Source organism: Micromonospora sp. MH99 (assembly GCF_021442385.1).
Taxonomy (GTDB): domain Bacteria; phylum Actinomycetota; class Actinomycetes; order Mycobacteriales; family Micromonosporaceae; genus Micromonospora.
The window spans coordinates 141,608-159,824 of record NZ_MUZA01000002.1 but is presented as its reverse complement, the minus strand read 5'-3'; the positions used below and the strand labels follow the sequence as shown (position 1 = coordinate 159,824).

Annotated in this window: 15 protein-coding genes; 8 read left to right on the top strand and 7 right to left on the bottom strand. The window is 73.7% G+C overall.

Features of this window, described 5'->3' with window-relative positions:
• Positions 1–33: 33 nt before the first annotated feature.
• The 5 genes from B0E54_RS02065 (at position 34) to rdgB (ending at position 4,528) form a co-directional block, all read left to right on the top strand.
• Entirely contained in the window at positions 34–777 is a 744-nt protein-coding gene (locus B0E54_RS02065) for an MBL fold metallo-hydrolase (RefSeq protein ID WP_234581503.1), read from the top strand.
• An 89-nt stretch (positions 778–866) separates the two neighbouring features.
• The gene (locus tag B0E54_RS02060) at positions 867–2,012 is read left to right on the top strand and encodes a glycosyltransferase family 1 protein (protein ID WP_234581502.1); all 1,146 of its coding nucleotides are present in this window, start codon (positions 867–869) and stop codon (positions 2,010–2,012) included.
• A complete protein-coding gene (locus B0E54_RS02055) occupies positions 2,009–3,178 on the top strand; it encodes a glycosyltransferase (RefSeq protein ID WP_234581501.1) in 1,170 nt (389 codons plus the stop codon). Before B0E54_RS02060 ends, B0E54_RS02055 begins: the two co-directional genes overlap by 4 nt.
• 10 nt (positions 3,179–3,188) lie before the next feature.
• Positions 3,189–3,914: a ribonuclease PH gene (gene rph, locus B0E54_RS02050; protein ID WP_234581500.1), complete on the top strand. Its 726-nt coding sequence runs from the start codon at positions 3,189–3,191 to the stop codon at positions 3,912–3,914.
• Positions 3,911–4,528 (top strand): RdgB/HAM1 family non-canonical purine NTP pyrophosphatase, encoded by a 618-nt coding sequence (gene rdgB / locus B0E54_RS02045; RefSeq protein ID WP_234581499.1) that lies wholly within the window; start codon positions 3,911–3,913, stop codon positions 4,526–4,528. Before rph ends, rdgB begins: the two co-directional genes overlap by 4 nt.
• Before the next feature lie 62 nt (positions 4,529–4,590).
• Here rdgB and hutH read toward each other — a convergent pair whose 3' ends face one another.
• From hutH to B0E54_RS02015, 6 genes are read right to left on the bottom strand one after another with little or no spacing between them, the layout of a single operon-like run.
• A complete protein-coding gene (hutH, locus tag B0E54_RS02040) occupies positions 4,591–6,129 on the bottom strand; it encodes a histidine ammonia-lyase (protein ID WP_234581498.1) in 1,539 nt (512 codons plus the stop codon).
• Complete coding sequence (hutI, locus tag B0E54_RS02035) at positions 6,126–7,310, bottom strand: imidazolonepropionase (protein ID WP_234581493.1); 1,185 nt, start codon at positions 7,308–7,310, stop codon at positions 6,126–6,128. The genes hutH and hutI overlap by 4 nt, the downstream gene beginning before the upstream one ends.
• The gene (locus B0E54_RS02030; RefSeq protein ID WP_234581491.1) at positions 7,307–8,674 is read right to left on the bottom strand and encodes a formimidoylglutamate deiminase; all 1,368 of its coding nucleotides are present in this window, start codon (positions 8,672–8,674) and stop codon (positions 7,307–7,309) included. The genes hutI and B0E54_RS02030 overlap by 4 nt, the downstream gene beginning before the upstream one ends.
• A complete protein-coding gene (locus tag B0E54_RS02025) occupies positions 8,665–9,867 on the bottom strand; it encodes an allantoate amidohydrolase (RefSeq protein WP_234581489.1) in 1,203 nt (400 codons plus the stop codon). Before B0E54_RS02025 ends, B0E54_RS02030 begins: the two co-directional genes overlap by 10 nt.
• Positions 9,864–11,522, bottom strand: a complete 1,659-nt coding sequence (gene hutU, locus B0E54_RS02020; RefSeq protein WP_234581488.1) for a urocanate hydratase — start codon at positions 11,520–11,522, stop codon at positions 9,864–9,866. Before hutU ends, B0E54_RS02025 begins: the two co-directional genes overlap by 4 nt.
• 16 nt (positions 11,523–11,538) lie before the next feature.
• Positions 11,539–12,390, bottom strand: a complete 852-nt coding sequence (locus B0E54_RS02015) for a MurR/RpiR family transcriptional regulator (protein ID WP_234581481.1) — start codon at positions 12,388–12,390, stop codon at positions 11,539–11,541.
• Between the two features lie 124 nt (positions 12,391–12,514).
• On the opposite strand from B0E54_RS02015, the gene B0E54_RS02010 reads away from it, so the two are divergent.
• On the top strand, positions 12,515–14,557 hold the full coding sequence (locus B0E54_RS02010) for a trypsin-like peptidase domain-containing protein (protein ID WP_234581476.1): 2,043 nt from the start codon (positions 12,515–12,517) through the stop codon (positions 14,555–14,557).
• Between the two features lie 26 nt (positions 14,558–14,583).
• On the opposite strand, the gene B0E54_RS02005 is transcribed toward B0E54_RS02010, so the two are convergent.
• Positions 14,584–15,405, bottom strand: coding sequence for a glycosyltransferase family 2 protein (locus B0E54_RS02005; RefSeq protein WP_234581475.1), 822 nt, complete (start codon positions 15,403–15,405; stop codon positions 14,584–14,586).
• Between the two features lie 452 nt (positions 15,406–15,857).
• Between B0E54_RS02005 and B0E54_RS02000 the strand changes: the two genes are divergently transcribed.
• Together B0E54_RS02000 and B0E54_RS01995 are read left to right on the top strand one after the other, a co-directional pair.
• Positions 15,858–17,312, top strand: coding sequence for a hypothetical protein (locus B0E54_RS02000; protein ID WP_234581470.1), 1,455 nt, complete (start codon positions 15,858–15,860; stop codon positions 17,310–17,312).
• Positions 17,309–18,190: a glycosyltransferase gene (locus B0E54_RS01995; RefSeq protein ID WP_234581468.1), complete on the top strand. Its 882-nt coding sequence runs from the start codon at positions 17,309–17,311 to the stop codon at positions 18,188–18,190. The genes B0E54_RS02000 and B0E54_RS01995 overlap by 4 nt, the downstream gene beginning before the upstream one ends.
• The last annotated feature ends 27 nt before the right edge of the window (positions 18,191–18,217 follow it).

Below are 18,217 nucleotides of genomic sequence, written 5' to 3'. Positions count from 1 at the left end.
GGCTGCTACTGACAGTGACAGCGAGACGACCCGATGCGACTGACTGTCCTGGGGTGTGCCGGTAGCTTCCCCGGCCCCGAGTCGCCGTGCTCCGCCTATCTCGTCGAGGCGGACGGCTTCCGCCTCCTGGTCGACTTCGGCTCGGGGTCGCTGTCCAGCCTCCAACGCTACGTGGGGCTGCACGCCCCCGACGCGATCCTGCTGACCCACCTGCACTGTGACCACATCCTCGACGCCGCGTCGTACGTGGTGGTCCGCCGGTACGCCCCGGACGGCCCCTACCCGCCGTTGCCGGTGTACGCGCCCTCCGGCGCACCGGACCGGCTCAGCGCCGCCTACGGCGACGACGGCACGGTGGAGGACGTCTACCAGTTCTACGCGTTGCAGCCGGGCACGTTCCCGATCGGGCCGTTCACCGTCACCGTCGACCGGGTCAACCATCCCGTCGAGACGTACGGCGTGCGGTTGGAGCACGGCGGTCGGTCGCTGTGCTACTCGTCGGACACCGCGCCCTGCGACGCGTTGCTGCGCCTGGCCCAGAACGCCGACGTGTTCCTGTGCGAGGCCAGCTACCTCGACGGCGTGGACAATCCTCCGGACCTGCACCTGACCGGCCGGGAGGCGGGCGAGACGGCGACCAAGGCGGTGGTGGGGCGGCTGCTGCTCACTCACCTGGTCGCGGCGTGGGGCAGCGAGGCGCACACGTTGGAGTCGGCTGCCGCCGCGTACACCGGCCCACTCGAGGTGGTCCGGGCCGGCGCCAGCTACGACATCTGACCGCCTCGCGGCGGTGTTGTGCCGTACTGTTCGCCGGCCGGTCAGCGGCTGGTCGCCTGGGGCACCCGTGGCACCAGCACGGTGTGGGCATGCGGATCGCCATCGTGACCGAGTCGTTCCCGCCGGACGTGAACGGCGTCGCGCACTCCGTGGTGCGCACGGCGGAGCACCTGCTGGCCCGGGGCCACGAACCGGTGGTCATCGCACCCGCACCGCCCGGGGCGGCAGGGCGGGACATCGAGGGGTTGCCGTACCCGGTGGTGCGCATCCCGAGCGTGCCGTTGCCCCGTTACCAGGGTTTCCGGCTGGGCGTGCCGACCACCACCCGGCTGGCGGGGGCGTTGCTGTCGGCCGCGCCCGACGTGGTGCACCTGGCCAGTCCGTTCATCCTCGGCGCCCGCGCGGCAACCCTCGCCAGCCGGTACGGGCTGCCCATGGTGGCGGTGTACCAGACCGACGTGGCGGCCTACGCCAGGGCGTACCGGGTGAGCTGGGGTGAGGCCGCCGCGTGGCGACGACTTCGGGAGATCCACAATCTGGCGCAGCGGACCCTCGCGCCGTCGACCCGGGCGGCCGCCGACCTGATCGCCAACGGGGTGCAGCGGATCTGGCTGTGGGGCCGGGGCGTGGACGCCGTCCGGTTCGATCCGGCCAAGCGGTGCGACGACCTGCGGCGTCGGCTGGCCCCCGGCGGGGAGCTGCTGGTCGGCTACGTCGGCCGGCTGGCCCCGGAGAAGCGGGTGGAGCTGCTCGCGGCGACGTCCCGGCTGCCGGGCGTGCGGGTCGTGGTGGCCGGCGACGGCCCCGCCCGCCGCCAGCTGACCCGGGCGCTGCCGGGGGTGGACTTCCTGGGGGTGCAGCACGGCGAGGACCTGGCCCGGCTCTACGCCAGCCTGGACGTGTTCGTGCACACCGGGCCGCACGAGACCTTCGGCCAGACCCTCCAGGAGGCGCTGGCCTCCGGGGTGCCGGTGGTCGCGCCGGCCAGTGGCGGGCCGGTCGATCTGGTCGACTCGGGAACGACCGGGCTGCTGGTCCCGCCGGCCGACGGCGACGCCCTCGCCGCCGCGGTAGCCGAGCTCACCGGGGACGCCGACCGGCGGCGGGCGTACGGGGTGGCCGCCCGGGCCGCGGTCCGCCGACGCAGTTGGGCGGCCGTCGGCGACGAGCTGGTCGGCCACTACCGGGCGGTACGCGCCCAGGGTGCCACCGTGGGCCTGCCGGCCGCGTCGTGACGGGGACGGCCGGCGGGCTGCGGATCGTCCGGCTCGCGAACTTCGTGACCGCGCGCTCCGGTGGCCTGCGCACCGCGCTGCGCCACCTCGGCGAGGGCTACCGCGCGGCGGGGCACGATCCGGTGCTGGTGGTGCCCGGTCGACGCGACGCACACGAGTGGCACCCGTGGGGTCGGGTGGTGACCCTGCCCGGCGTGGAGCTGCCCGGCACCGGCGGCTACCGGCTGCTGGTTGGTCGGCGTCGGCTGGCCCGGGTGCTCGCCGAGCTGGCGCCGGACCGGCTGGAGGTGTCCGACAGGTCGTCGCTGCGCTGGACGGGGAACTGGGCGAAGGCGCACGGGGTGCCGTCGGTGATGGTCTCGCACGAGTCGCTGACCGGGCTGCTCGGCCAGTGGGGTGTGCCGGACGTGCTGCGGCGGCCGGTCGCGGACCGGCTCAACCGGGCCACCAGCCGGGCGTACGACCGGATCGTGTGCACGACCCGGTGGGCGGCCGAGGAGTTCGACCGCATCGGCGCCGACAACGTGGATCTCGTGTCGCTCGGGGTGGACCTGGACACCTTCCACCCCGACCGGGTCGACCCGGCGATGCGGGAGCGCTACGCCGACCCGACCGAACTGCTGCTCGTACACTGCGCCAGGTTGTCTCCGGAGAAGCGGCCGGAGCTGGCGGTCGAAGCCCTCGCCGAGCTGCGCCGCTCGGGCGTGCCGGCGGTGCTGGTGCTGGCCGGGGACGGGCCGTTGCGGGCGTCGCTGGCCCGCCGGGCCGCCGGCCTGCCAGTCACGTTCACCGGTCACCTGCCCGACCGGGCGGCGGTGGCCGCGCTGCTCGCCAGCGCGGACGTGGTGCTCGCGCCCGGCCCGGTGGAGACCTTCGGCCTCGCCGGGCTGGAGGCGTTGGCCTGCGGCACCCCGGTGGTGGTGAACGCCGCGAGCGCGTTGCCCGAGGTGGTCGGCTCGGCCGGGATCGCCGCGTACGGCTCCGGGGCGTCGATGGCCGAGGCCGTGACCCGCCTCGTGGCCCGGCCGGAGGCCGCGCGGCGGCGGGCCGCCCGGGCCCGGGCACAGGAGTTCGGCTGGCCGGCGGCGGTCGCCGGATTCCTGCGGGTGCACGACGCGGACACTGCTCGGGACACCCAGGGCGAAGCGGATCGCCGCACCGCATAGGGTGCAGGGCATGGCGCGACCTGACGGGCGAGGGCCCTCTCAACTCCGACCGGTGACCCTGACCCGGGGCTGGAGCACCCATCCGGAGGGCTCGGTGCTCGTCGAGTTCGGCGGCACCCGGGTGCTCTGCGCGGCGAGCGTCACCGAGGGCGTGCCCCGCTGGCGCAAGGGCTCCGGGCTCGGCTGGGTGACCGCCGAGTACGCGATGCTGCCCCGGGCCACCAACACCCGCTCGGACCGGGAGAGCATCAAGGGGCGGGTCGGTGGGCGTACCCACGAGATCTCCCGGCTGATCGGCCGCAGCCTGCGGGCCAGCATCGACCTCAAGGCGCTCGGCGAGAACTCGGTAGTGCTCGACTGCGACGTGCTCCAGGCCGACGGTGGCACGCGCACGGCCGCGATCACCGGCGCGTACGTGGCGCTGCACGACGCGGTGGGCTGGCTGGCCGCCCGCAAGGCCCTCGCTGGCAAGCCGGAGAAGGTGATGCACCGTTCGGTGGCGGCGGTCAGCGTGGGGATCATCGCGGGGGAGGCCCGGCTCGACCTCTGCTACGAGGAGGACGTGGCCGCCGAGGTGGACATGAACGTGGTGTGCACCGGCGCGGGCGACTTCGTCGAGGTGCAGGGCACCGGTGAGGCGGGCGTGTTCGCCCGCGACCAGCTCGACAGCCTGCTCGACCTGGCCGTGGCCGGGTGCGCGGATCTGGCCGAAGCCCAGCGGAAGGCACTCGCATGAACAAGGTCCTGCTCGCCACCCGTAACCGTAAGAAGCTGGTGGAGCTTCAGCGGATCCTGGACGGCGCGCTCGGCGCGCACCGGATCGCCCTGCTCGGGCTGGACGACGTCGAGCAGTACGCGGAGCTGCCGGAGACCGGCCTGACCTTCGGCGAGAACGCGCTGATCAAGGCGCGGGAGGGCTGCCGGCAGAGCGGGCTGCCGACCATCGCCGACGACTCCGGGCTCGCAGTCGACGCGCTCAACGGCATGCCGGGGGTGTTCAGCGCCCGCTGGTCCGGCCAGCACGGCGACGACCGGGCCAACCTTCAGCTGGTGCTGGACCAGATCGCCGACGTGCCGGACGAGCACCGGGCCGCGTCCTTCGTCTGCACTGTGGCGCTGGTGCTGCCCGGCGGCAAGGAGCACCTGGTCGACGGCCGGCAGTCCGGCCGGGTGCTGCGCGCGCCGCGCGGCGACGGCGGCTTCGGCTACGACCCGATCTTCCTGGGCGACGGACAGGACCGGACCAACGCGGAGCTGACCCCGGCGGAGAAGGACGCCATCAGTCACCGGGGCAAGGCGCTGCGCGAGCTGGCCAAGCTCGTCGCGAAGGTGCTGCCGCCCGCCGCCTGACGATCGTTGAGGTGCTGCCGCCCGCCGCCTGACCCGCGGCGGGCGACAGCGACCCGCGGAGGTCAGCCCAGCGGGCCGACCTCCCGTTCGATGGCGGCGCGCAGCTCCGGCCCGGCCAGCACCGCGCGGGCGGCCTCCAGCACCGGGGCGAGGAACACGTCCGGGCCGGGTTCACCGGCGGCCGTGCCCAGGGCGGCGACGGCGGCCCGGCCGGCCGGCGACGGCACCAGCGGTGCGCGCAGTTGCAGGCCGCGTACGCCGGCCAGCAGCTCGACGGCGAGCAGGCTGGTCAGGTTGTCCAGCACCGTGCGGAGCTTCTTGGCCGCCGCCCAGCCCATCGAGACGTGGTCCTCCTGCATGCCGCTGGTGGGCAGCGAGTCCACCGAGGCGGGGGCGGCGAGCCGGCGGTTCTCCGCGACGATCCCGGCCGCCGTGTACTGGGCGATCATCAGGCCGGAGTTGACCCCGGCGTCGGGGGAGAGGAACGCGGGCAGTTCCCGGTTGCGGGCCACGTCCAGCAGGCGGTCCACCCGCCGCTCGGCGATCGCGCCCACCTCGGCGGCGGCGATGGCGAGGAAGTCGGCGGCGAAGCCCAGCGGCGCGCCGTGGAAGTTTCCGGTGGACTCGACCCGGCCGTCGGGCAGCACCACCGGGTTGTCCACGACCGACACGAGCTCCCGTGCCGCGACCGTGCGGACGAAGTCCAGGGTGTCCCGGGCCGCGCCGGCCACCTGTGGCGCACAGCGCATCGAGTACGCGTCCTGCACGGCGTGCGCCAGGTCGTCGCGGTGCGAGTCCATGACCCGGGAGTCCTGCAACAGCCGGTGGATGTTCGCCGCCGACGCCGCCTGGCCGGGGTGCGGACGGATGGCGTGCAGCTCGGGCAGGAACGGCCGCTCCGAGCCGAGCATCGCCTCGATGGCCAGCGCGGCGGTCACGTCCGCCATGGCGAACAGGTGCGCCGCGTCGTGGATGGCCAGCAACAGCATGCCGAGCATGCCGTCGGTGCCGTTGATCAGCGCCAGCCCCTCCTTGGCGGCCAGGTCGATCGGCTTGAGCCCGGCGGCGGTCAGCGCGTCGGCGGCATCGCGCCGCTCGCCGTCCGGGCCGAGCACCCAGCCCTCACCGAGCAGCGCGAGCGCGCAGTGCGCCAGCGGCGCCAGGTCGCCGGACGCGCCCAGCGAACCGTGCTCCGGCACCCACGGGGTGATGTCGTGGTTGAGCAGGTCGACGAGCGCCTCGGCGACCAGCGGGCGGACCCCGGAGCGGCCCAGGGCGAGCGAGCGGACCCGCAGCAGCATCATGGCCCGGACCACCTCGCGCGGCATCGGGGCGCCCACCCCGGCGGCGTGCGAGCGGATCAGCGCGTGTTGCAGTTCGGCCCGTCGCTCCGGCGCGACGAACGTGTTCGCGAGCGCGCCGAACCCGGTCGACACGCCGTACACGGGCCGCCCGGCGGCCTCGATCCCGTCCACGATCGCGCGGCTGGTCGCCATCGCGTCCCGGGTGGCCGGGTCGAGGGACACCGTGGCGGTGCCGCGCGCGACCGCGAGGACGTCGTCGGCGGTGATACCGGTGGGTTGAATGATCACGGTCGTCACTGGGGAACTCCGTTGCGTATTACCTGGTGGATCAGGGGGACACCGGGCCGGTAGGCCAGGTGCAGGTAGGACGGCGCGTCCAGGACGACCAGGTCGGCCCGCGCGCCGGGGATGAGCACGCCGACGTCGTCGCGGCGCAGGGCCCGTGCGCCGCCGGCGGTCGCCGCCCACAGCGCCTCCGCCGGGGTCATCCGCATCTCCCGGACGGCGAGGGCGATGCAGAACGGCATCGACGAGGTGTACGACGAGCCCGGGTTGCAGTCCGTCGCCAGGGCCACGGTGACTCCGGCGTCGAGCAGCCGGCGCGCGTCCGGGTAGGGCGAGCGGGTGGAGAACTCGGCGCCGGGCAGCAGGGTGGCGACCGTGCGGGTGCCCGACCCGTCGCTGTGGGCCGTGCCGGCCAGCGCGTCGATGTCGGCGTCCGACAGGTGGGTGCAGTGGTCCACGCTTGCCGCGTCCAGCTCCACCCCGAGCCGCACGCCCGGGCCGGGGCCGAGCTGGTTGGCGTGCAGCCGTACGCCCAGCCCGGCGGCCTGCCCGCAGGCGAGGATGGCGCGGGCGTGGTCCACGTCGAAGGCGCCCCGCTCACAGAACACGTCGATCCACTTGGCGTGCGGCGCGGCGGCGGCAAGCATCGGTCCGCAGACGAGTCCGACGTAGTCGTCGGGGCGGTCGGCGTACTCGGGGGGCACCACGTGGGCGCCGAGGAAGGTGGTCTCGCTGCTGCTCTCGGCGGCGATCCGCAGTGAGCGGGCCTCGTCGGCGACGCTCAGGCCGTACCCACTCTTGATCTCGATGGTCGTGGTGCCCTGGCGCAGCGCCTCCCCGCGCAGCCGGCGCACGGTGGCCCGCAGCTCGTCGTCGGTGGCGGCCCGGGTCGCGCCGACAGTGGTGCGGATGCCACCGCCGGTGTAGCGCTCGCCGGCCATCCGGGCGGCGAACTCGGCGGCCCGGTCCCCGGCGAAGACCAGGTGCGCGTGGCTGTCCACGAAGCCGGGCAGCACGGCGGCGCCACCGGCGTCGATCCGCCGGTCGGCGGCCGGCGCGTACGCGGCCGGCCCGACCCAGGCCACCCGGCCCTCCTCGATCAGCACGGCCGCCTTGCGGCGGATGCCCAGCGGGCCCTCGCCGACGCCGTTGGTGACCAGCTCCCCGATGTTGTCGACCAGCAGACTGCTCATGAGGGGATCACCGCCTCGATGGCCGCCGACAACTCGGCAGGCACGTCGACGCTCAGGTGCCGGCCCTCGGCCACCACCACGCGGCCGTCCACCACCACCTGGTCGACGTCGGCCGCTCCGGCGGCGAAGAACGTCCCCACCGGCGGCACACCGGCGGTGCGGGCGCTGTCCAGTCGTACCGTGACCAGGTCGGCGCGGACGCCCACGGCGATCCGCCCGGCGTCGGCCCAGCCCAGCGCCGCGTGCCCGGCGGCGGTCGCCATGGTCAGCAGGCCCGCCGGCGTGAAGTGGCCACGGCGGCGGGTGCGCAGCCGCTCGTCCAGCTCCACCGCCCGGCCCTCCTCGAACAGGTCGATCACGGCGTGGCTGTCGCTGCCCAGGCTCAGCCGGATCCCCGCGTCGGCCATCCGCCGGGCGGGGCCGATGCCGTCGGCGAGGTCGCGTTCGGTGGTCGGGCAGAGGCACACCCCGGTCCGGCTGTCGCCGAGCAGCGTCAGGTCGCCGCTTGTCGGGTGGGTGGCGTGCACGGCTGTGGTGTCCGGCCCGAGCACCCCGTGCTCGGCGAGCAGCGCGGTGGGCGTACGCCCGTGCACGGCCCGGCACTCGTCGTTCTCGGCGGGCTGCTCGGAGAGGTGTACGTGCAGCGGCGCGCTTCGCTCCCGGGCCCACTCGGCGACCGTGCGCAACTGCTCGGCGGGGACCGCCCGCACCGAGTGCACGGCCGCGCCCACCCGGACGTGCGGGTCCGCCGGTGCGAACGCCGACACGCGCTGCGCCCAGCGGGCCGCGTCGCCGTCGCCGAAGCGCCGCTGCGGCCCGGCGAGCGGCCGGCCGTCCACTCCGGCGCTCAGGTAGCAGGCGTCCAGCAGGGTGAGCCGGATGCCGGCGTGCGCGGCGGCCTCGACCAGCGCCGCCCCCATCGCGTTCGGGTCGTCGTACGCGCCGCCGTCGGGTCGGTGGTGCAGGTAGTGGAACTCGCCGACGCAGGTGACCCCCGCGAGGGCCATCTCGGCGTACACGGCGCGGGCCAGCGCCAGGTAGGTGTCCGGGTCCAGCCGGTCCGCCACCGCGTACATCCGGTCCCGCCAGCTGAAGAAGTCGCCCCGGCCGCCGTGGGTACGCCCGCGCAGCGCCCGGTGGAAGGCGTGCGAGTGCACATTCGCGAGGCCGGGCAGGGTCAGGCCGGGCAGCGGCACGGCGTCGGCGTACACGTCCACACCTGCGCTCGGCCGGCCGGGCGCGGCCAACGCGGTCACCGCGGTGATCACCCCGGCGTCGGTCTCGATGAGCACGTCGGGCGTGGGCTGGGCGAGATCGGGCAGCCAGGCGTACTCGGCGAGCCAGCGCGTCGGGGTCACCGGCATGTCAGCTCCTTGAGCACGCGGGCCAGTGCGCGCACCCCGGCGGCGCAGTCGTCGTCGGTGGCGGCCTCGGCGGGGGAGTGCGACACCCCGGTCGGGTTGCGCACGAAGAGCATCGCGGTGGGCAGGTGCGCGGCGAGCACCCCGGCGTCGTGCCCCGCACCGGTCGGCAGCACCGGCGCGTCGAGCAGCGTGGCCAGGCGTTTGGCCAACCCACCGTCGAAGGCGACAAGCGGGGTCACCGACTCCTCGGTGACTGTCACCTCCGTACCGTCGCGGCGGGCCCGCTCGGCGAGCTTGCCGCGTACCGCGTCGACAAGCCCGGTCAGCGTGTCCGGGTCGGCGGCGCGGGCGTCCAGCCAACCGGTCACCTTCGACGGGATCGCGTTGGTGGCGTTGGGCTCGACCGCGACCCGGCCCACTGTGGCGTGCGCCCCGCGCAGCCGGGCCTCCTTGTTGGCCGCCAGCACGGTGAACGCGAAGGTCAGCATCGGGTCGCGGCGGTCGGCCATCCGGGTCGTACCCGCGTGGTTGCCCTCGCCGACCACGTCGAAGCGCCAGCGGCCGTGCGGCCAGATCGCGCTGGCCACCCCGACCGGCGCGTCCGTATCGAGGAGCGCGCGGCCCTGCTCGACGTGCAGCTCCACGAAGGCGCCGAACCGGCCCAGCAGCTCCGGCCGGGCGCCCGCCGGCGCCGCGCCGAGCGCGTCGGCGAAGCTCACCCCGGCCGCGTCGCGCAGGCCGGCCGCGCGGTCGGCCGCCAGCGCGCCGGTGAGCAGCCGCGAGCCCAGACAGGGTACGCCGAAACGGGCACCCTCCTCCTCGACGAACGCGCCCAGCACCAGCGGCCGGACGGGGGTGACGCCGGCGGCGCGCAGCTCGTCCACGGCCAGGAACGCGCTGACGATGCCGAGCGGCCCGTCGTACGCCCCGCCGTGCGGCACCGAGTCGAAGTGGCTGCCGGTCAGCACCGCGTCGGCGCCCTCCGGGTCACCCCAGTGGGCGAACAGGTTGCCGTTGCCGTCCTCGGTGACCGGCAGGCCCCGCCGCTGCGCCTGCGTACGGAACCAGGCCCGTAGCTCCTGCTCCGGCTCGGTCAACGCGTAGCGCAGGTAGCCGCCGCTGCCGGAGTCCCGTCCGACCGGCGCGATCTCGTCCCACAGGGCCCGGAAACGGGCGGAAAGGTCGTCGCTCATGCGGGTCCGCCTTCCGTCATGGGCACCCGGACCCCGGTGCGTTCGGCCACCTCGCGGGCGCTGTCGTAGCCGGCGTCGACGTGTCGGATGACGCCCATCGCCGGGTCGTTGGTGAGCACCCGCTCGATCTTCTGCCCGGCGAGGGCGGTGCCGTCGGCCACGCAGACCTGCCCGGCGTGGATCGACCGCCCGATGCCCACGCCACCGCCGTGGTGGATCGACACCCAGGACGCCCCGCTGGCCGTGTTGACCAGGGCGTTGAGCAGCGGCCAGTCGGCGATCGCGTCGGAGCCGTCGGCCATGCCCTCGGTCTCCCGGTACGGGCTGGCGACGCTGCCGGTGTCCAGGTGGTCACGACCGATCACCACCGGGGCGGAGAGCTCACCGGACGCGACCATGTCGTTGAACCGCACACCCGCCCGGTCCCGTTCGCCCTGACCGAGCCAGCAGATCCGGGCCGGCAGGCCCTGGAAGGCGACCCGCTCGCCGGCCAGCTTGATCCATCGGGCCAGCGACTCGTTCTCCGGGAACAGGTCCAGGATCGCGCGGTCGGTGGCCGCGATGTCGGCCGGGTCGCCGGAGAGCGCCGCCCACCGGAACGGGCCCCGGCCCTCGCAGAACAGCGGCCGGATGTACGCGGGCACGAAACCGGGGAAGTCGAAGGCCCGCTGGTAGCCGCCGAGCTGCGCCTCGCCCCGGATCGAGTTGCCGTAGTCGAACACCTCGGCGCCGGCGTCGAGGAAGCCGACCATCGCCTCGACGTGCTTCGCCATCGACGCACGGGCCCGGTCGGTGAACTCGGCCGGCTTCGCGGCGGCGTAGTCGCGGGCGTCGGCCAGCTCGACCCCCACCGGCAGGTACGCCAGCGGGTCGTGCGCGCTGGTCTGGTCGGTCACGATGTCGATGGCGACGCCCCGGTCGAGCAGCTCGGGAAAGACCTCGGCGGCGTTGCCGACGACGCCGACGCTCAACGCCCGCCGGTCCCGCTTCGCCGCGAGGGCCCGCTCGACGGCGTCGTCCAGGGAGTCGGCCACCTCGTCGAGGTAGCGGTCGTGCACGCGACGGTCGAGCCGGGTGCGGTCCACGTCCACGATCAGGCAGACGCCGCCGTTCATGGTGACCGCGAGGGGCTGTGCGCCACCCATTCCGCCGCAGCCGGCGGTCAGCGTCAGCGTGCCGGCGAGGGTGCTTCCGAACCTCTTCGCGGCCACCGCCGCGAACGTCTCGTAGGTGCCCTGGAGGATGCCCTGGGTGCCGATGTAGATCCACGAGCCGGCGGTCATCTGCCCGTACATGGTCAGGCCGAGCTGTTCGAGGCGGCGGAACTCCGGCCAGGTGGCCCAGTCACCGACCAGGTTAGAGTTGGCCAGCAGCACCCGGGGCGCCCACTCGTGGGTGCGCATGACCCCCACCGGGCGGCCCGACTGCACCAGCATCGTCTCGTCCTCGCGCAGGTCGGTGAGCGTACGGACCAACGCGTGGTACGACGGCCAGTCCCGCGCCGCCTTGCCGGTGCCGCCGTAGACGACCAGGTCGTCGGGGCGTTCGGCCACCTCCGGGTCGAGGTTGTTCATCAGCATCCGCAGGGCGGCCTCCTGCTGCCACCCGCGGGTGGTGAGCTGGCTGCCCCGTGCGGCACGGATGGGCTGGGTCATCTGCGGTCTCCTCCGGTCAACCGAGGAACAACTGTCGGCGGGCCGCGGAGGCTTCGAACGCCTCCAGACGGCGTTGGGTGTCGGCCGGCGCGGCGTCGCAGATCGCCTGCAACAGCACCATGGCCAGGGTCATCGGGGCGGTGTGCAGGTCGAAGACGAGCTGGGCGCCGACGGCGGCCGGCAGCAGCACGTCGGTGTGCTCGGCGGCCGGGCTGACCGGCGAGTCGGTGATCGCCACGACGGTCAGTCCGGCGGCACGCGCGTCGCGCAGCGCGTCCAGGGTCTCGCGGGGGTAGCGGGGCAGCACGAAGGCGAGAACGGCGGACGCCCCGGCCTCGGCGGCCTGCTCCAGGCGGTCGGTGAGCAGGCTGCCGCCGTCGTCGAGCACCCGTACGTCCGGGTGCACCTTGGCGGCGAAGTAGGCGAAGTACGCGGCCAGCGGCGCGGCGGCGCGCAGGCCGAGCACCGGCAGCGGCCGGCTGGTCGCGAGCAGCCGGCCGGTCTCGGCGATCCGGTCGGTGTCGGCGAGCTGGCCGGCCAGCCGGTCGAGGTTGCCCATCTCGGCGCGTACCGCCTGCTGGAGCTCGTTGCCGGCGTCCGTCGGCCCGCCGGGCGTCGTGCTGGTGAGGTCGCGCAGCCGGCGGCGCAGCGCCGGATAGCCGTCATGGCCGAGCGCGACGGCGAACCGGGTGACCGAGGGCTGGCTGACCCCGGCCAGTTCGGCGACCTCCGCCGCGGAGAGGTACGCCACGGCCGGCGCGTGTTGCACGAGACAGTGCGCGATCCGACGCTGGGTCGGGGTGAGCCGTACGCCGTCGAACAGGTGGAACACCTGTTCGGCCGACGCCTGGACAGCTCCTTCATTCACTCCGTGACTCTATGCATGAAAACTTTCAGAGGGCAACCGTCCGGGGTCTTCCCGTCGCACCGGAAGTGAGACGACTGGCGCGCTCTCTGTAGTATCCGCACGGCGGTTGAGCGGAGGAGTGCGGATGCAGCCGGATGGCCCGTACAGGTTCACCCACGTGCTGGGCGGATGCCAGGTGGGGAAGGCGTGGGCGGCCATCGACGGGCAGGGCCGGCTGGTGACCGTGGCCGTCCTGGACGCCGCCGTGGCGGCCACGCCCGCCTGGCGGGAGGCGTTCTCCGCCACCGCCAACGCGATGGCGCAGACGCAGGGCGGCCAACAGTTCGTCTACGCGGACTTCGCCGCCGCCGCGCCGTGGGTCGCCTACCCGGCCGAGGCGGGACCGGGCGCGGAGAAGCTCTTCCGGGCGCTGGGCATGGACTACCAACCCGTTCCGGGCGAAGCCGCGCCGCCCGTCGCCGCCGTGCCGTCGACCGCCGGCCCCGTGAGCCCGGCCGCCGTGGTGCCCCAGCAGGTCTCCGGGCCGCCCGGGCAGGTCTCCGCGGTGCCGCAGCAGGTCTCCGGGCCCCCTGGGCAGGTCTCCGCGGTGCCCCAGCAGGTCTCCGCGCCCCCGCAGCAGGTCTCCGGGCCGCCGCAGTCCGTCTCGGGTGTGCCGCAGGTGTCCGCGCCGCCGCACGCGCCGTGGGCGATGCACGGTGGCCCGATTTCCGTTCAGCCGGTCTCGGCCGCGCCACAACCGGTCTCCGGTGCCGGCGCGGAGACGTCCACAGTGGACCCGGTCTTCCCGGAAGCGGACCGACCGTCCTCCGACGACCCGTTCGCCGGTCCGGTCCGGCGGATCAGGCCGTCGGCGCCACCGCCGCGCCGCACCGGCCTGTGGGTCGGGGTCGCCGCCGCGGCCCTGGCGGTGGCGGTGGGCGCCGGAGCCACCGTCTGGGCGCTCGCCGGCGACGAGAAGCCGACAGTCCCGGAGGCCCTGCCGACGGCGTCCGGCACCGCTGCCTTCCCCAGCGCCCCGGCGATCAACCCCGGGCTGAAGCCCTGGGCGCAGGCCGCGCCGTACAGCGTCGAGGAACGGTCCCTCGCCATCGCCGCACCGTCCATGGTGTTCGTCGAGGCCGTCTTCACCGGCACCCTGCGGGAGGCGAAGTCCAACGTTCCACTGAGCGCGACGCCGGTCACCTTCAAGCGGCGGTGCAGCGGCTTCGTGGTGAACGCGGACGGCCACATCGTCACCAACGGTCAGTGCGTACGCCCGGCAGTGGACGCGGCCAGGGAGCGGGCTCTCTACACGCTCGGTCGGATCCTGATCGAGCAGAAGAAACTGACCGCACCCCAGCTGGACGAGTACGTCCGGAGCAAGTTGAACAGCAGCGTGTTCACCGGGGCCGAGCCCGGCTCGGAACCCGTCAGCCAGGTCTTCGCCCAGTTCAACGTGGCCCGGGGCGACCTCACCGCCAGCCCCGCCATCCCCGGCCAGATCGTCCGGGTCCTCGAGCCCGACGCCGGCAACCTCGCCCTGGTGAAGCTGACCCAACCCGGCCTCCCGGCGGTGCAGCTGGCCGACGGCGGTGTGCCCGGCCCGGGCGCCGCTCTGCTCGTGATGGGCTACCGCACCACCGACGCGGACTTCCGGGCCGCGACCTACACCGTGGAGAGCAAGCCGGCCCAGGTCGCCGGCACGGCCAACCAGGGCTCGGTCAGCATCTCCCGGCTCAACGACGACGTCGGGATCTACTCCGCCGGTGGCGTCGCACTGGACACCACAGGTCGGGTGGTCGGCGTGCTGGACACCGACCGGGCGGCCAGTGGTACGCCCAACCGGGCGCTGGTGCCGGTCTCGGTGGTCACCGGGCTGCTCGGCGCGGGTGGCACCAGCAGCAGCCTCACCGACACCGACCGGGTGTACCGGGACGGGTTGGACGCGTTCTTCGCCGGCCGCAACGACGATGCCATCGCCAGCTTCGACCGCGTCGCGCAGGCGTCGCCGGTCAACCTCCTGGCGCAGGCGTACCGGCAGAACGCCGTGGACCGCGCCCGGCTCGCCGGCGAGTCGGACGGCCCACCCCGGCTCCTGCTGACGTTGCTCGCCGGTCTCGGCGGCGTGCTGCTGGTCGGGCTGATCGTGCTGGTGGTGGTGTTCGTCCGCCGTCGCCCCCGGTACTGACCGGACCGCCCGGCACCCTCAGGCGGTCAGCGGGTGGAGTGGTCCCGCCCCCACCCGTCGCGCGGGTGTCGGCGGGCCCGCAGCGCGGCGGCGACCGTGATCGCCACGTAGACCGTGGCTGCCGGGACGAGCCACGGTCGGGGCAGGACCACGTCGCGCAGCCAGGACGACGGGACGGACGGGCGGACCCCGTCGTGGCTGGCCCGCAGCATCGTGTTGCCGGCGCGCACCCGCGCCAGGGTGCGCAGCAGATCGCGGGTGCGCCGGGGTGCCTGCACATAGGACGTCGCGTCGCCGACCTCCCGCTTCTCCTTTGCGGAGAACTGTGAATCCAGGAAAAGGTCGTCGGCGATCTGCTCCGGGAATTGGTCGAAGCGCCGCCGGCCGGCCTCCGAGATGCCGATGGCACCACGACCGAACAACGCGTCCGCGAAAATCGGCAGCCTGGTGTTGATGGCGTAGTACGCGTGCACCGCCACCGGCCGGCCGCTGGTCACCATCTGCCGCCGGGGCATGACCGCCAGCGGCGGGGAGTCGCCCTCGGTAAGCGTCGCGGCCATCAGGCGTAGCGCTCCCGGGCTCAGGACGACGTCCGCGTCGAGGTAGATCCGGGGAAAGGCGCGGGCGGCAGCGTCACCCACGTTGAGCGCGTTGGCCTTTCCCGCCTCGGGCAGCTCGATGACCCGTACCTCCGGGCGCCGGGCCGCGACCGCCGCCGTGTCGTCGGTGCAGCCGTTGGCCACGACCACGATGTCCAGGTCGTCCGGGCCGGCGTCGGCGAGCAGCGCGTCGAGGCAACCCCCGATGACCCGCGCCTCGTTGTGGGCCGCGATCACCACAGAGATCATCGAAAGGTCCCATCGTCCGTGGTCGAGGAATCTGGTCGGGTCGTGCCGGTGGTCGGGCAGGTCGCGCCTTGTGCCGCGCCGACCGGGTTGACGCACGGCGGTCCAGCTTGCCGGAGACGGCCTCGCCCTCGCAAGACTGTCGGGAAAACGGCCGAATTGGTGAATCGGAAATGTCGGGCCAACCCGGTTGAATCGCAGTTCGACAGGTGTGTCGGACGATGGCCGCGGCCCCCGGAATATCGCCGGGCGCTGGTATCGTCCTCGTGATTCTGAGGCCGGGCGGCGGTTGAGCACAGTGGATGTCCCTTTGCGACATTCGGCTCAATCGGCGCCTATCGGCAGCTGCCCTCGGCCACGGATCGACGGGTCGGCGGCATCGGCCGGAGCGACGGCGCGCGCCCACGGCGCCGGCCGACGCCCACGGCGGACATTGATGAGGAGACACACCCGCGATGGGAACCTTGACCACTCCGGCCCCAGGACCACGGCCGGAGGTGGGGCACCGGGACGGGCCGACGCCCCGCCACGAGCAGATCGCCGGCTACCTGACCATCGGCGCCCTGGCTCTCATCGCGGTGAAGCCGCTGCTCGACATCGGTGAGAAGAAGTCCAGCGGCGGCATCGACCTCGGCGTGGTGCTCACCGCCGTCGGCGCGATGCTGATGATCGCCGCGTACGGGCTCGTCGCCCTGGGCGCCCGTCGGCTGCCGCCCAGGCCGCTGCTGCTGGTGGCGGGCGCGCTGGTGCTGCTCCTGGTCAGCTCGGCGGTCAGCTTCCTCCTCGTGGGCGCCCGCGGTGACCTGCTCGACCTCTTCGACGTGCGGCGCTACCCGATCTACGGCGCGCATCTGGAGCCCCGCTCGGCCATTCCCGCCGAAGCGCTGCGACTGATCGTCGGCTTCGCCCCGATCGCGCTGCTCGGCCTGCTGCTGATGCGGCGGTCCCTCATCACCTCGCGGCGACTCGTCCTGGTCACCGGTGTCGTCCTGTCGGGCGCGATCGTCCACTGTGTATTGGCCTGGCTCCAGGTCGCCGGAGTCATTCCCTACTCGTTCTACTTCGAGCTGGCCAACTGGCAGAAGATCGGACGCGCCTCGGGTGGCTACTACCACCCGATGTCGCTCGGCCGGCTGCTCATCTTCTCGGTCTTCCTGATCTACGTCCTGGGCGATCGGCTCCGGGTACCGGCCGCCGTGCGGTACGCGCTGATCGGCCTCTTCGTGGCCACCGGCGCCGTGTCCCTGCACCGCTTCACGATCCTCTGCCTGATCGTGATCGTGGCCGCATTCGAGGCGCGGCGGGTCCGTGAGCTGATCGCGTCCCGGCGGGCCGGTGGCCGGGTCGACCGGCGGTCGGCGCTGCTGGTGGGCGGCGGGGCCGCGGCGGTCGCCGCCGTTGCCGGCGGACTCTGGGGCGGGGCCATCTGGGAGCGGGTCCGGGTCGCCCTCACCGAGGTGGGGTCGCTCGACGTCCGCTCCGACACCTTCATGCACGGCCGGGGCGCGATCTGGAACGACGTGGCCGACATCCTCGGTCGCTCGTCCGCCGACGTGTGGTTGTTCGGCTTCGGCTACGAGCCGTGGGACATGCACAACGACCTGATCCGAATCATGGTCATCTGGGGGATCACCGGCATCGTCCTGGTCGGTGCGATCATCGTCGGGCTGTACCGCTTCGTCCGCGCGCAGCTCGGCCCGTCCGGTCGACTGCCGTTGCTGGTGCTCTTCGCCACGCTCATCATCTTCGGGCTCACCCAGAAGCCCCTGGCGTACCCGTACTTCCTCTGGCTCTTCTTCCTCGGCATGCTGGCGGTGCTCGCCGTCGACGCGGAGTCCGACGACACGCGGCCGGGGCCGTCGCTGCGGTCCGACGACAGCGGGTCGGTGGCGTCGGGCGGGCCGACATGACGAATCCCTCGATCCCCGCGGCCGTTCGTGCGGAGCACCCCCACCCGCCCCGACAGGCCGACCGGACCGAGGTGGACGCGGCCACCACACCTGTCGTCCGGCCGACCTTCACGGTCTGCATCGTCGTACGGGACCGGGCCGCCCTGCTCGTCAACGCGGTCCGCAGCGTGCTGGCCAACACCTACCAGGACTTCGAACTCGTCATCGTCGACGACGGTTCCCAGGTGCCGGTCCGGCAGGTGATCGATGAGGCCGGGTTCACCACCGACCGTCGGATCAGGGTGGTGAGCCAACCTCCCACCGGCATCGCGGAGGCCCGCAACCGTGGCCTGCGTGCCGCCCTCGGGCGGTATCTGACGGTGCTCGACTCCGACGACGAACTCACCGAGGACGCGCTCGCGCGGCTGCACCACCTGCTCACCACCACCGGGCGGAGCTGGGTGTACGCCGACTACACCGAGATCACCCAGGGTGTGGACCGCCCGATCCGGCTGCCCGAGTACGCCTCGGCGGACCGGATGCTGCTCGGCGTCCTGATCCGTCCGCGCCTGCCGTTCAAGCACTCCGGCACCACGATCGACCGGCAGGTGCTCGACCGGATCGGCGGGTACGACGAGACCTTCCGGCTCTTCGAGGACATCGAGCTGGTGCTGCGCGCGCTGCGGTCCGGTGTGCACCCCTGCCATCTGGACCACCCCATCGTGCGGTTCCAGCGCCATGACGGCAACGTCACCAGGGGTCGTCTCGGCGGCCTGGTCTTCTGGTTCCGACTGATCGACATGTACCGGCCGTGGCGGTTTCCCGGCGTGGGCCTGAGCATGAAGGCCCTGCGGGCGTTGAGCGAGACGGGCAAGTGGCTTGTCACCCGCATCCGTTGACCTCCACTCCGGCAGCCCGGTGCGCCC